14 protein-coding genes are annotated in these 12,788 nt (G+C 68.0%); 4 read left to right on the top strand and 10 right to left on the bottom strand.

The genetic code is table 11. The annotated features are described in order from the left end of the window. Positions 1-121: 121 nt before the first annotated feature. The 6 genes from AB7O82_RS07455 to AB7O82_RS07430 all read right to left on the bottom strand — a co-directional run bounded on the left by AB7O82_RS07455 (position 122) and on the right by AB7O82_RS07430 (position 6,298). Positions 122-841, bottom strand: coding sequence for an ATP-binding cassette domain-containing protein (locus AB7O82_RS07455; protein ID WP_428542569.1), 720 nt, complete (start codon positions 839-841; stop codon positions 122-124). Next, entirely contained in the window at positions 838-1,899 is a 1,062-nt protein-coding gene (locus tag AB7O82_RS07450) for a branched-chain amino acid ABC transporter permease (RefSeq protein ID WP_428542566.1), read from the bottom strand. Before AB7O82_RS07450 ends, AB7O82_RS07455 begins: the two co-directional genes overlap by 4 nt. Before the next feature lie 217 nt (positions 1,900-2,116). Continuing rightward, positions 2,117-2,983 (bottom strand): branched-chain amino acid ABC transporter permease, encoded by an 867-nt coding sequence (locus tag AB7O82_RS07445; protein WP_428542563.1) that lies wholly within the window; start codon positions 2,981-2,983, stop codon positions 2,117-2,119. A 233-nt stretch (positions 2,984-3,216) separates the two neighbouring features. Continuing rightward, entirely contained in the window at positions 3,217-4,446 is a 1,230-nt protein-coding gene (locus tag AB7O82_RS07440; protein WP_428542560.1) for an urea ABC transporter substrate-binding protein, read from the bottom strand. An 83-nt stretch (positions 4,447-4,529) separates the two neighbouring features. Then, positions 4,530-5,105, bottom strand: coding sequence for a DUF488 family protein (locus tag AB7O82_RS07435; RefSeq protein WP_428542557.1), 576 nt, complete (start codon positions 5,103-5,105; stop codon positions 4,530-4,532). A gap of 305 nt (positions 5,106-5,410) precedes the next feature. Continuing rightward, on the bottom strand, positions 5,411-6,298 hold the full coding sequence (locus tag AB7O82_RS07430) for a LysR family transcriptional regulator (protein ID WP_428619033.1): 888 nt from the start codon (positions 6,296-6,298) through the stop codon (positions 5,411-5,413). Positions 6,299-6,515: 217 nt separating this feature from the next. Here AB7O82_RS07430 and AB7O82_RS07425 point away from each other — a divergent pair, with 217 nt between their 5' ends. Beyond that, on the top strand, positions 6,516-7,262 hold the full coding sequence (locus AB7O82_RS07425; protein ID WP_428542551.1) for a TSUP family transporter: 747 nt from the start codon (positions 6,516-6,518) through the stop codon (positions 7,260-7,262). Between the two features lie 154 nt (positions 7,263-7,416). Here AB7O82_RS07425 and AB7O82_RS07420 read toward each other — a convergent pair whose 3' ends face one another. Beyond that, positions 7,417-7,800, bottom strand: coding sequence for a hypothetical protein (locus AB7O82_RS07420; RefSeq protein WP_428542548.1), 384 nt, complete (start codon positions 7,798-7,800; stop codon positions 7,417-7,419). Positions 7,801-8,130: 330 nt separating this feature from the next. Between AB7O82_RS07420 and AB7O82_RS07415 the strand changes: the two genes are divergently transcribed. The 3 genes from AB7O82_RS07415 to AB7O82_RS07405 are packed head-to-tail and all read left to right on the top strand — an operon-like array spanning position 8,131 to position 10,540. Next, entirely contained in the window at positions 8,131-8,568 is a 438-nt protein-coding gene (locus tag AB7O82_RS07415) for a PaaI family thioesterase (protein WP_428542545.1), read from the top strand. A 2-nt stretch (positions 8,569-8,570) separates the two neighbouring features. Further along, on the top strand, positions 8,571-9,104 hold the full coding sequence (locus AB7O82_RS07410) for a PaaI family thioesterase (RefSeq protein ID WP_428542542.1): 534 nt from the start codon (positions 8,571-8,573) through the stop codon (positions 9,102-9,104). A 5-nt stretch (positions 9,105-9,109) separates the two neighbouring features. After that, positions 9,110-10,540: a metallophosphoesterase family protein gene (locus tag AB7O82_RS07405; RefSeq protein ID WP_428542539.1), complete on the top strand. Its 1,431-nt coding sequence runs from the start codon at positions 9,110-9,112 to the stop codon at positions 10,538-10,540. On the opposite strand, the gene AB7O82_RS07400 is transcribed toward AB7O82_RS07405, so the two are convergent. The 3 genes from AB7O82_RS07400 to AB7O82_RS07390 all read right to left on the bottom strand — a co-directional run bounded on the left by AB7O82_RS07400 (position 10,496) and on the right by AB7O82_RS07390 (position 12,779). After that, positions 10,496-11,194: an ArsR/SmtB family transcription factor gene (locus tag AB7O82_RS07400; RefSeq protein WP_428542536.1), complete on the bottom strand. Its 699-nt coding sequence runs from the start codon at positions 11,192-11,194 to the stop codon at positions 10,496-10,498. The genes AB7O82_RS07405 and AB7O82_RS07400 overlap by 45 nt on opposite strands. 194 nt (positions 11,195-11,388) lie before the next feature. Beyond that, entirely contained in the window at positions 11,389-11,748 is a 360-nt protein-coding gene (locus AB7O82_RS07395; protein ID WP_428619030.1) for a DUF6285 domain-containing protein, read from the bottom strand. 17 nt (positions 11,749-11,765) lie between these two features. Then, positions 11,766-12,779: a phosphotransferase family protein gene (locus AB7O82_RS07390; RefSeq protein ID WP_428542530.1), complete on the bottom strand. Its 1,014-nt coding sequence runs from the start codon at positions 12,777-12,779 to the stop codon at positions 11,766-11,768. Positions 12,780-12,788 lie beyond the last annotated feature (9 nt).

The following is a 12,788-nucleotide window of genomic DNA, read 5'->3' as shown; positions in this document are numbered from 1 at the left end:
GCCACTGGAGTGGCGCGCTTAGTGGCGCGCTCCCAGCCATGACCCCTCCGTCGCCGTATGACGGCGACGCCTCCCCACGCGAAGCGTGGGGAGGAGCGCTTGAGTGATGACGTCGACGCCATCACGCCGCCTGCTTGCCCAGATACACGTCGCGCACGCGCTCGTCGGTCATGATCCGCGCGACGTCGCCTTCGATCAGGACGGCGCCCTGGTGGAACACGGTGACGGTGCGAGCGATGCGGCGGATGAACTGCATGTCGTGCTCGACCACGACCAGGGCATGGCGCCGGTTGAGCTCGCCGATCAGGCCGACCAGGCGGTCGACCTCCTCGTCGGTCATGCCGGCGGCGGGCTCGTCGAGCAGGATCAGGTCGGGCTCGGGCGCGATCACCATGGCAAGCTCGACCAGCTGGCGCTGGCCGTGGGCGAGCTGGCCGACGATGCGGTCGGCGATGCCCGCGATGCCGACCCGCTCCATGGCCTGATCGGTGCGCTGGTCGGCGATGCGGCCGGGCGCCACCCGCGCCGCCGCCGTCCATATGTTGTCGCGCGCCGAGAGACCATCGAACACGTTGGGCACCTGGGTCTTGATGCCGACTCCCAGGCGGGCGATGGCATGGCTGCCGATGCCGGCGATCGGCGCGCCGCGGAACAGCACGTCGCCGGCGCTCGGCCGCAGCTGGCCGGTCAGGCACTTGAAGAAAGTGCTCTTGCCCGCGCCGTTGGGGCCGATGACGCAGCGCAGCTCGGCTTCCTGCAGGGCGAAGTCGACGCCGTCGACAGCGACCACGCCACCGAAGCGCATGGTGAGGCCGCGAGTCTGCAGGAGCGGCTCGCTCATGGGTTGGAGGCCCGTTCCTGCGCCGGCTGCGCCGCCGGCGGCGGCTGGCGCCCGGCGAGGCCGGCCAGGCGCCGCCAGGCGTCGGTGGCGAGCCCGGTCAGGCCGCGCGGCACCAGCAGCACGAAGACAACCAGCAGGACGCCCAGCACCAGGTTGGGATCGACCCAGGCGAAGCCCTTCACCTGGTTCAAGGTGCCGAGCTGGTTGGTCAGGACCTGCATCAGGATGCAGCCGATCAGCGGGCCGATCAGCGTGCCCAGCCCGCCGATGATCACCCAGATGATGATCTGCCCGCTCACCGGCAGGCTGAACATGGTCGGGCTGACGAACACCGAGTTGGCGAACAGCAGGCCCGACAGGGCGGCGAGCGCGCCGCCGACCATGAAGACGGCGAGCTTGTAGAGCCGCACGTCGTAGCCCAGCAGCTCGGCCCGCGTCTCGTTCTCGCGGATCGCCACGATGATGCGGCCGAAGCGCGTGGCGAGCAGGATCTTGCAGGCGAAATAGGCGATCAGCAGCATGCCGACCGTCAGGCTGAAGATGTCCTCGGGGGCGAGCTGGTCGCCCGGCCGACCCGGCCAGTTGAGGATCGGCGTCGCCGGGATGCCGTTGAACCCGCCGAGCGGCGCGTCGCCGATGTTCCACTGCTCGCCCGCCGTCTGGTTGACGAAGCGGTAGAGGATCAATGACACGGTCAGCGTGATGACGCCGAGATAGACGTCGCTGATCCGGCCCCAGAACATGAAGTAACCGAGCAGCGCGGCGAAGATGGTGGGCAGCAGCACGGCCAGCGCCGCCGCCGCGGTGGTTTCGCCGAAATTGATGGCGGCGACGGCGTAGGTGTAGCCGCCCAGGCCGAAGAAGGCGGCCTGGCCGAAGCACAGGATGCCGGCATAGCCCCAGATCAGCGCCAGCGAGAGGGCGAGGATGGCGAAGGCGGCGAAGATCGTCGCGTTGATGATCAGGTAGGTCTCGGCAAGGGCCGGCAGGCCGAACAGCACGCCGAGCCCCGCGATCAGCACGGCGAGGTTGCCGAGATGGGAGGCCCAGCGCTTCACGCGCTCCTCCGACTCATGGGCCCCTTCGGGATCACAGCAGAGCATTCGCATATGGCAAGAGACTGCGTCATCCCGACCGGAGCCGAGCGAAGCGAGGCGTAGTGGAGGGACCTTTCTTCTTGCAGCATTGGCAAGAAAGGTCCCCCGACTGCGCCGCCCTTCGGGCGGCTCCGCTCGGGATGACGGCATTTTTTTCCATATGCGAATGCCCTGCGATTCACAGGGCTCTCCGGAAGAAGCGGCCGGTGATGCCCTGCGGCAGCAGGCGCAGCAGCACCACGGCGGCGGCGAGCAGGGCCACCTCGCCCAGCACCGAGGTGAAGGCGAAGGTGGTGAGCGTGTTGATCGCGCCGAGCAGCGCCGAGGCGATGGCCGTGCCCGACAGGATGGCGGCGCCGCCGCTGATCACCGTGATAAAGGCCTTGGCGATGTAGGCCGCGCCGATCGTCGGCACCACGCCCGACAGCGGCGCCAGCAGGCCGCCGGCGAGGCCGGTGAGCGCCGATCCGACGGCGAAGGTCACGGCATAGACGGCCGAGGGATTGGTTCCCAGCGCCGCCGCCATGGCGGCGTTCTGCATGGTGCCACGGGCGATCAGGCCGAGCCGCGTGTAGCGCAGAACCAGCCAGCCCGCGACCAGCAGCAGCGCCGCGACGCCGATCAGGAAAACCTCGTAGCGGCCGGTGCGGTAGCCGCCGATCGACAGGCTGCCGAGCGGCGCGGAGATGCCCGACACCGTGTTGCCGAACACCACGGTGACGAAGCCGATCATGGCGAGGCTCAGCCCCCAGGTTGCCAGCATGGTGTCGATCAGTCGGCCGTAGAGGTGACGAATCACCAGCCGCTCGACCAGCGCGCCGAAGAGGCCGACGGTGAGCGGCGCCACCACCAGCATCGCGATCCAGAGGTTGACGCCCTTGTTGTGCGCGGTGATGGCGGCATAGCCGCCCAGCATCAGGAACTCGCCATGCGCGAGGTTGATCACCCGCATCATGCCGAAGATCACCGCGAGCCCGATGCTGAGCAGCACCAGGCCCGCGATGGCGCTGCCGATCTGCAGCAGGAGGATGACGACGTAGTCCAATGGGTGCGCCTGTTGCGAATTGAACCTTCTTCCCCAGCTCTGCTGGGGAGGTGTCGCCGTCATACGGCGACGGAGGGGTCATGAGCTATGCGGACCGCGGGCGTCCCGCCCGCTCATGCTCATGATCTCGAGCGGGCGACACGCCCGCGCGATCCAGGATGAGCATGACCCCTCCGTCCGCGATGACGCGGACACTTCCCCTTCGCGATGACGCGAAGGGGAGGAAGTGAACTTTACGTCTTGACGTCGATCACATACTGCTTGTTCTCGTTCGGGTTCTTCTTGAGATCGCACACCGCCGCCGTGTCGGCCGGCGTCTGCTGCAGGAACTTCTCGACGACCACGAACTTCTTGTCCCTCGCCTCGCCGATATAGACGTCGAGGACGGTGTGATGGGTCTTGGGATCGATCGTCGTCTTGCCGGCCGGTCCGTCGTAGGAAGCGCCGCCCTCGAGCGCCTCGATCACCTTCATGCGGTCGAGGCTGTTCGCCTTCTTCACCGCGTCGGCCCACAGGTGCACGCCGTGATAGGTCATGGTGGCGAGCTCGGTCATGTGCGGGATGCCGTACTTGCCGTGCACGATCTCGACGAACTTCTTGTTGGCCGGCGTCTCGATGCCCTCGAGATAGCCGAACGCCACGATGTAGCCGTTGTGCTCCTCGGGCGTGGTGATGACGATCTCGTTGCCGAACGTCGTCGAGGCGAGGGGGATCTGCTTGTTCATGCCGGCCGCCGCCCATTGCCGGTAGAACGAGATGTGCGCCGCGCCGACCAGCGCCGACATTACGAGATCGGGCTTGGCCGTCTGGATCTTCTTGATGGTCGGCCCGAAGTCGGTGACGTCGAGCGGGAAGAAGTCGGTCTGCACGACCTCGCCGCCATTGTCCTGGGCGTACTTCTTGACCCACTTGGCGGTTATCTGGCCGTAATTGTAGTCGGCCGCGATGGTGTAGATCTTCTTGCCCCACTTCTTCTGCACGTAGGGCACCAGCTTCTCGACCGTCTGCGCCGGCGTCGAGCCGGTGCAGAAGATGTTGCGGTCGCACACGCCGCCCTCGTAGAGCGTGTTGTAGAAGTAGAGTGTGTTGAAGCGCTTGAGCAGCGGCCGGATCGCCTCACGAGAGGCCGACGTGATGCCGCCATGCACCACCGCGACCTTCTCCTTGGTCGCCGCCTCGGTGGCGTACTGGGTGTAGAATTGGATGTTCGACTGCGGATCGTAGTTGATCAGCTGGATCTTGCGGCCGAGCACGCCGCCCTGGGCGTTGATCTCGTTGATTGCCAGATCCATCGTGGCGACCATCTGTTTGCCGTAGATGTCGAGACCGCCCGACGTGTCGTGGATGCCGGCAACCTTGACGACGGCCTGCGCATGAAGATCGCGAATGACGAACGGCCCGGCCGCGCCCGCAACGGCGCCCGCGGCCGTCGAGGCAAGAAGCTTGCGACGATTGAGGAACATGCGAACACCCCTCTGCTGCTGGAGAAGAACGCAGCAAGAAAAGTGCCAGAGATGGCGCTTGTGCGAAAGCGAGCGGCGCCGGATTATTTGCGACGGCCCTGGCCGCTCTTCATTGCCTGCTCGCGATGCGTGTAGGCGCGTGCGAGCCGCACCACGCGCTCCTCCGACGAAGTGAAGAGATCGGGGGTTCCATCGCCGCTGCTCTCGAGCAGGATCTCCTCGATCGAATTGTGGGACATCTGCCCGCCGTCGGCCAGCAGGTGGTCGATGGCCACGCCGCGCTCGGCCAGGCGGCGCGAGACCAGGACGGTGCGATGGCAATCGAGCGGATCCTTCTCGGCGCACATCAGGCCGAGCGTGGTGTCGGCCGCAGCCGCGATCAGGCGCGACAGTGCGTCCGTGAACTCCGGCCTGGCGGCGAGCGCCGCGTAGTTCTCGCCGCCTTTCGGCTTGCCGCCGAGTGCAGCGCCCTCGTAGCGATAGAGGATGCCACGGCTCGCCAGGCTCTGCGTCAGCCGCTCGCGCCCGAACTGCGGGAAGCGGCGGGAATAGGGAACCGAGCGGACATCGACCACCGCTTCGACGGCGCCGCCCTCGAGCAGCTCGAGGAAGCGCTCGATGGGATGATTGGAATGACCGATCGTCTTGATCCGGCGCATCGGGATGCACTCCTCGGTTTTCCTCCCCAGCTTCGCTGTCAGCTTCGCTGGGGAGGTGTCGCCGTCTTACGGCGACGGAGGGGTCATTGTCTTCCGGACCGCGGGCGTCCCGCCCGCTCATGCTTGAGTCTTCTGGACCGCGAGCGTCTCGCTCGTTCAGAGTCATGAGCGAGCGAGACGCTCGCGGTCTGGAAGAACACGATCATGAGCGGGCGGGACGCCCGCGGTCCGCATGAGCCATGACCCCTCCGTCCGTGAGGACGCGGACACCTCCTCAGCAAAGCTTGGGAGGAGCATGAGAAATGCTACGCCATCCGGCGCACGAGATCGACAAAGCCCAGCGTCGCCGCCGAGCGTTCGTCGGCGCGGCAGGCCAGGTTGAGCGGCACCTTGAGGGCGGGCTTGCCGACCAGCGGGCGGTAGCGCACGCCTTCAAGCGGCAGGCGGCTCAACGAGGCCGGAACGATGGTGATGCCGAGCCCGGCGGCGACGAGATTGAGTGTCGACACGATGCGCGGGGCGTCCTGGCCGACCTGCGGGCTGAAGCCCGCCTCGGCGCAGGCGGCGATGATCACGTCGTAGAGGCCGCGCCCATCCGGCCGGCGATAGAGGATGAAGGTCTCCTCCGCCAGGTCCCTGAGCACGAGTCGCGGGCGGCGCGCCAGGCGATGGCGCACCGGCAGGGCTGCCATCATGTCCTCCTGCAGCAGCGCGTGGACGGCGAGGCCGGCCGGATCGGCGAGGCCGGAGCGGATGAAGGCGACGTCCAGTCGCTCGCTGCGCAGGCCGGCCACGAGATCGCCCGAGCTGCTTTCCTCGAGCACGAAGGAGACGTTCGGCCGGCTGGCGCGGAACTCGCGGATGGCGCGCGCCACCAGGGGATGGAACGGCGCCGAGGTGGTGAAGCCGACGGCGATGCGCCCGCTCTCGCCCCGCGCCGTTCGCCGTGCGTGATCGGCGGCGCGAGCCACCGAGGCCAGCACCGCCTCGGCGTCGGCGAGGAAGGCGCGCCCGGCGTCGGTCAGCGTCACGCCGCGCGGATGGCGGACGAGCAGCGCCGCGCCGATCTCGCGCTCGAGGTCCTTGATCTGCTGCGACAGCGGTGGCTGGGCGATGTGCAGCCGCTCGGCTGCCCGCGTGATGTGGCCCTCCTGGGCGACCGCGACGAAGTAACGGAGGTGGCGCAGTTCCAAGGGGTGGCTCCCTCATGCTCTTCCGGACCGCGGGCGTCTCGCGCGCTCATGATCATGATCATGAGCATGAGCATGAGCGGGCGAGACGCCCGCGGTCCGGAAGAGCACGAGCTCGCGGTCAGAGTCATATTCAGAAGATATCATATTGCCATCTATCATATATTTGAAGTGTCGATAGCAGAGTCCGATGGTGAGCCACCTTTCGGGGGATACCACCATGTCCGTCGCGCTCGCTCTCAGCCTTTCCCTTCTCATGATCTGCACGTCGCTGCTGTCGGGGGTCTTCGGCATGGCCGGCGGCCTGATCCTGGTCGGCGTGTTACTGGTCGTCATGCCGCTGCCGCAGGCCATGGTCCTGCATGCGGTGACGCAGATGGCGTCCAACGGCTGGCGCGCCCTGTTGTGGCGCCAGCACATCGTCTGGAAGCTGACGCTCGCCAACCTCGTCGGCAGCGTGCTCTCGGTCGGCTTGTGGTCGATCTGGCTCTACGTCCCGGACAAGGCGGTGGCGCTGCTGTTGCTCGGCCTCTCGCCGTTCGTCGTCCGGACGATCCCCGAGAGTGTCCTGCCGCGCCGGCTCGATACCGGCCAGATGCTGGGCGGCAGTGCGGTGTGCATGATGCTGATGCTGACCAGCGGCGTCACCGGCCCGCTGCTCGACACGCTGTTTCTGAGGTCAAACCTCGGCCGGAAGGAGATCATCGCCACCAAGGCCGCCTGCCAGCTGTTCAACCACGGCCTGAAGCTGGTCTATTTCGGCTTGCTAGTCGAGCAGTCGGGGTCGGTCGAGCCGTGGTTCCTCGGCGTGGCGATCGCAGCATCGATGCTCGGCACGTCGCTCGGCAAGCTGCTGCTCGAGCGGCTCTCCGACACCCAGTTCCGGGCCTGGTCGAACCGCATCATCACGGTGCTCGCCACCTACTATGTCGGCTACGGCCTGGCGCTGCTGACGAACCTCGCGTGAAGACTGATCGAAGGTCGGTCGCTGTGCTCGGGATGGTCCTCTGGCAATCTCGTGCCCAGCGACCAACTGTCTCGCCATACGAGGGCCCGCCATACGAGGCCCCGCCATACGAGGGCCCGCCATGCGAGGGCCCGTCATAGGAGGGAGATTCCCGTCATTTCTCCCGGACCAGCAGCCCGCACGCCACGGCCCGGTCGGTCGGAGTCACATGGGTATAGCAATAGTCCAATGTGTCGGCGTTAACCACGGTGCCATTGAACGTCCCGTCCTGGTCCGCGATAACGAAGCGCTTGCCATCCACCGATATGGCCCCGATGAACTTCTCGGACACTTTGGCCGACGACAGGACTCCCCAGAATTTGCGGCCTTCTTGCCCCTCGAAACGGAAGACGAACTTCGAGCTGTGCGTTCGATGCGTGTCGACACCCCCCGCGGCCGCGGTGGTTCCGCTGTCGCGATGTCGACTCGGTCCGTCGACGATGTGAACGCCCTGAGTAGGGATCCACGTTCCCTTCAAGTTCACGATCTCCTGCGCCATGGCGGCTTCCGCTCCAGCCAACAGGATCACGAGTCCGCCGATTGCATGTAGATGTCGCATTCCCAGGTCCTCACTCTCTACGCCTTCTGCTCGACTATAGTGTCGACGCTGGATGGCTGTATACGGCCGCGCTGGAAAGCATCCCTCTGCCGACGGTGACGCATGGTGGAGACTCGTTTCACGACGTGTCTCGAGGTTGTCAGCTGGAGACGATCGCGGAGAGTCCGAGGATTCGCCCTGCGCGCAAGATTTCCCGCTGGTCCTCGGGAAGGGACCAGTCGAGAATTCGCGGGCATGGCTGACGCTGCGCGATGGAGGGTGCCGAGCTCGATGCGTGAAAGAACGTCCGGTCCGCCCGACGGTTTTCGCCAGTTGACCGAAGCCACCGGCTTCGCTGCCGTCAACGGACCATGGTTCGAGAAGATCGAGGATGGTCGCCTGGTGCGCGGCTTCCTGCCGGGGCCGCAGCACGCCAATGCGCTGGGCATCGTGCATGGCGGCATGCTGGCGGCGTTTCTCGATTCGGCGATGGGCTCGACGGTGATGCATGTCCTGCAACGGCGCGCCGTCACCGCCCGCCTGTCGATCGATTATCTCGGGCCGGGCCGCGTCGGCGACTGGCTGCAGGCCGAGGCCGAGGTGATCGGCCACGACGAGCATGTGGCGCAGGTGCGGGGCCGTCTCTATGGTCCGCGCCACGATGTGCTGGCGGGGCTCGGCGCCTTCGCCCTGCTGAGCCGCCAGCGACCGCTCAAGACCCGGAGTTAGATTTGCCCGACCACAGCCAGGCTCGCGACAACCCGCCGGAGGGATTCCGGCGCATCGACTTCGACCGCGACCGCCCCGACCCCACCTTCAACAGCCATATCGGCAACCTCTACGCCAAGCGTGGCGCCAAGGGCACGCGCGACGAATTCGTGCTGGGCTTTCGCGTCCACCAGCACATGTGCAACCCGGCCGGTGGCCTGCACGGCGGCATGATGATGACGGTGGCGGATCTCGTGGGCACGATGGGAGGCGGCACGCTCGTCGGCCTGCGCAAGTTCCTTCCCACCGTCAGCATGACGTTCGACTTCGTGGCCCCCGCCAGGGTCGGCGACTGGGTCGAGGGCAGGGCCGAGGTGGTGCGACAGACGCGCTCCCTGCTGTTCACCGACATCTCCCTGACGGTCGGCGAGGAACGATTCCTGCGCGCCTCGCAGATCGCCAAGATCCCCTCCGGCGACGGGCTCGCCTTCGGCAAGGCGCGGCTGGTGCGCGACGAGAAGGCGGCGGTCGCTTCATCACCGCCGCCACAAGGCTGACCTCAGTGCCGGACGCGACGCCTCGCGCCGGGCCGCTCGCCGCCCTCCTCGCCGAGGGGCCCGGCCATCGCTTCGTCGTCTACGGCGATTCGTGCTCCGGCATTGCCGGGGCGCCGCACGAGCGGACCTTCGCCTCGGTCAACGGCATCGTCCGCCGCCTCGAACCGGCACCGGAGTTCGTGCTGTTCCTCGGCGACGAGATTGCCGGCCTCAGCGCCGATCCGGACGAGCTGCGCACCCAATGGCGCTACTGGCTGGAGCACGAGATGGGCTGGCTCGACCGCAGCGCCATTCCGCTGTGGAACTGCACCAGCAATCACACGACCTACGACACGATGAGCGAGGCCGTGTTCCGCGAGATGCTGGGCCATCTGCCGCGCAACGGACCGCCTGGCCAGGAAGGTCTCTCCTACTGGGTGCGACGCGGCGATCTGTTGCTGGTCTTCGTCCACACGCAATGGTCCGGCCTGGGCGGCGAGGGCCGTGTCGAGACGGCGTGGCTCAGCGACGTGCTCGGCCGGCACACCGATGCGCGGCACAAGCTGGTGATCGGCCATCATCCCGTGCATCCGGTCAACGGCTTCTCCGGCGCCTATCAGCGCGAGATCGGCCCCGAGCATGCCGGCGACTTCTGGGACGCGCTGGTCGACAACGGCGTGCTTGCCTACCTGTGCAGCCACATCCTGGCCTTCGACGTGCAGGTCCATCGCGGCGTGCTGCAGGTCTGCACGGCCGGTGCGGGGACGGCCCATCGCATGCCCGAGGGCATCGAGTATCTCCATTGCGTGCAGGCCGCGCTCGATGCCGGCGGGCTGCGTTACCAGGTGCTCGATACCGAAGGCCATGTGCGCGAACGATTGCATTGGCCGTTGCGCCTGCCCGGGATCGAGCGATGGCAGGATCTCGCGACCGGCGAGCAAGCAGCGCCTTTCGGCGGCGCGCCCTGCGCGAATCGGATCGCCGCACTTCGGTTCGTCGGCCGCGCCGCGCCGGCGGGCGACGGCGCGCCGCAAACGCTGATGTCGGCATTCCAGCCCGGCCTCCTGCCGGCGCTGTGGATCGGCCTCGGCGGTCCCGAGCAGCTTCTGACCGTGATCATCGGACGCGAGCCGCGGCGCAGCCCGTACTACTGGCACGGTCCCGCGCTCGCGCCGGATGCGGTCTTCGATGTGCGGCTTGTCCTGCACGCCGGCATGGGACCCGGCGGAGTGATCTCCTGCACCGGCGCTGACGCGCGCTGGTCGTCGCTCGGTGCCGCATCGCCATGGGGCGCCGAGCGCCTTCACTGGCCGGCGCGCTGGTCGATCGGCCAGGCGCCGCGCGGTAGCGGCGACCAACCGTTCCGCGGATCGGCGCTGCAGGCTTCGTTCTGCCTGGTCGATGTCGGCTCGTCAGAGCGCCGCGCCGAAATGGCTGCCGAGGGCGCGTCGTCCTGAATCTGTGAGCCGCACGGTACGGCTGCGCCGCAATCGCTCGGCCCAGCCGCGTCGAAAGAAGGTATCGGCGATGGCCGCGCCGAGGGCGCCCGAGATGTGTGGCCGCCGTTCGCTCCAGTCGAGGCACTGACGCGCGAAGTGACGGCTGCCGGCGCGTCGGGCGCCGGCGACATCGACGCCGATGCGCCGGCAGAACAGGTCGCCACCTTCGGTGAGCTTCCAGTCGCGCGCGCCCTGCGGCTCGATGTGGCCGGCCCGCGTCAGCGCGTCGGTCACGGCAATGCCGACCTGGCCCGCGAGATGATCGTAGCAGGTGCGGCAGAAGCGCAGGTCGGGATCGCGCCGCCACGCGGCGTTGGCCGAGGCCGGCGGCGCGCGCATGCCGGCGACGTTCATCAGCGATTCGATGGCATGCGCGACCTCGGGCGAGGCCAGGCGATAGAAGCGGTTGCGGCCCTGCGCGCGGGCGGCGAGCAGGTTGCCGGCGATCATGCGCGACAGGTGTCCGCTCGCGGTCTGGGCGGTGATGCCGGCAGTGAGCGCGAGCTCCGACGCGGTATGGGCGCGGCCGTCCATCAGCAGCGACAGCATGGCGGCACGCGCCGGGTCGCCCATCAGGGCGGCCACCTCGGACATGGCATTGATGGTTGTCATGCGGAGACTCTAGTCGCGCGCGCGAGGCCTCGCCATAGTCAATAGTTCGGTGACAACCGAAGGATCATGCTCTTCCGGACCGCGGGCGGGACGCCCGCTCATCAGGCTTCACTAGCGATACGCTCGCGGTCGAGAAGGGCGTGATCATGAGCGGGCGGGACGCCCGCGGTCCGGAAGAGCATGACGTCGCCTCGCTACCGCCACTTCGGATTGGCGATGGCGATCTTGTCGGCGATCGTCGCCTCCAGGTGCGCCATCAGCTCCGTGTCGCGCTCGTCGCGCTCGCCGGTACGCAGTTGGCGGGCGAGCTCGCGGTTGAGGTCCTCGAGCGCGCCGTCGCGCTGCAGCAGCGTCCTGAGGCGGGCATGCTCGCGCGCGTCGGCGGCGCCGCCGAGACGCGCCTCGCGTTCGAGAATGGCGAGCGAGTTGGCGGCGACGCGCATCTGGAAGCCGAGCCGCGGCTCGGCGCGGTCGAGCGCCGGCGTTGCCTCCTCCCTGAGGAAGTCGGCGACGGCGGCCAGCAGCTCGGCGGCGGTTGGACGATCTTGCGCCATGTCAGGCCTGCACCATGTCACGCGCCTTCCTTCATGAGTTGCAGCAGATCGACTTCGGTCTCGACGGCGCGGCGGCCGATCGAGGCGAGCTCCATCGATTTCACCGCGCCGGAAAGATGGCGCCACGCCTGGTTGTGGCAGATGATACCCCAGCGCGCCGTGCCCAGGACTTCCCACCAATGGGCACGCGCCGGGTCGACCGTGGCGCCGCCGGCACGCTCGTAGGCGGCCCACAGCTCGGCACGGCTGCCGAAGCCGCCGGCCGGCTTGTCGACCGCGCCGAAGCGCCAGCTCTTGACGCACAGCCAGCCGAGATCCTCGACCGGATCGCCGAGATGGGCGCCCTCCCAATCGAGGATCGCCGTCACGCCGGTCTCGTCGACCAGATAGTTGCCGGTGCGGTAGTCGCCATGCACCAGCAGCGGCCGGTCGATCGGCGCAGGCTTGCGCCGGTCGAGCCACGACAGCGCCAGCTCGAACACCGGCTGCGGCGTGCCCAGCTGGTCGAGCGACTGGCGCAGGCTGGCGACCTGGTCGGCGGCCTGGCGCGCGACCAGCGGCGGCAGGGTCGCGAGGTCGGTGGCATGGATGCGCGCCAGGATTTCGCCCAGCTGGCCGGTGATGCGGCCGCGCGCCGCGGCGTAGGGCGGATCGCGCAGAAGCTTGCGGGCGATCGCCGTGCCGCCGACCCGGCGCATGACATAGGCCTCGCCCAGCCCGTCCTCGGGCTGCATCTCGAACAGCACCTCGGGCGCGCGCACGCCGGCCTTCCAGGCGGCGGCGATGACGCGGAACTCGGTGGCGCGGTCGAGCGAGCTCGAGCGCTCGCCGCCGGGCCGGCCGCGCAGCGGCGGATCGCGCCGCAGGATCAGGCCATGGCGTTCGCCGTTCACGCGGGCGTCGAAGCTCCAGGTCTGGCGCGAGGCTCCGCCCGATTCCTGGCCGAGATTGTCGATGGTCGCTTCGCCGCCAAAGTGTCGACCGGCGGCCCGGGCGAGGGCGGCCGCGACGATTTGAGGCTCGGACGTCATATGAACGGT

Source organism: Reyranella sp., assembly GCF_050185545.1.
GTDB lineage: Bacteria > Pseudomonadota > Alphaproteobacteria > Reyranellales > Reyranellaceae > Reyranella.
Note: the sequence above shows the minus strand (reverse complement) of the source record. Positions and strands in the feature narration are given on the sequence as shown.